The sequence below is a fragment of the Mesorhizobium sp. M5C.F.Ca.ET.164.01.1.1 genome, assembly GCF_004792125.1.
Taxonomy (GTDB): domain Bacteria; phylum Pseudomonadota; class Alphaproteobacteria; order Rhizobiales; family Rhizobiaceae; genus Mesorhizobium; species Mesorhizobium wenxiniae.
Genome location: NZ_SRTG01000075.1, coordinates 1 through 516, shown reverse-complemented (window position 1 = coordinate 516; position 516 = coordinate 1). Strand labels below are relative to the sequence as shown.

1 protein-coding gene is annotated in these 516 nt (G+C 66.3%); it reads left to right on the top strand.

The window, feature by feature from the left end; translation table 11 throughout:
• Positions 1 to 79: 79 nt before the first annotated feature.
• A partial coding sequence (locus EN807_RS32475) for an endonuclease/exonuclease/phosphatase family protein (protein ID WP_246684500.1) occupies positions 80 to 516 on the top strand: 437 nt, incomplete at its 3' end.

Below are 516 nucleotides of genomic sequence, written 5' to 3'. Positions count from 1 at the left end.
GCCCCGTCGCCATTGCGGTCCATTGCAACACCATCACGGAACCGCTAGTGCCATCGCCGAAAGTTGAGCCGGGTAATCAATGAAGCTCGTCAGCTACAACATCCAGTACGGGTTCGGCAGCGACGGCCGCTACGATCTGGCGCGCGCCGCGCGCGTCGTCGACGGCGCCGACATCATCGCCTTGCAGGAGGTCGAGCGGCACTGGCAGCGAACCAACGAGGACGACCAGCCGGAAATTCTGTCGCGACTGCTGCCCGATTACCACTGGGTCTACGGCCCAGCTTTCGACATGGATGCCAGCGAGCGGCGCGACGGCCGCTTCGTCAACCGCCGCCGGCAGTTCGGGACCATGGTGCTGTCGAAGCTGCCGATCGTCTGGTCCAGGTTGCATACGCTGCCGCTGCGCCGCACCGTGCGCCCGCTCAACACGCGCAACGCCGCGCTCGAATGCATGATCCGCGCGCCGGCAGGGCCGGTCAGGGTGCTTTCGCTGCATCTCGCGCACATCGCGGCGGA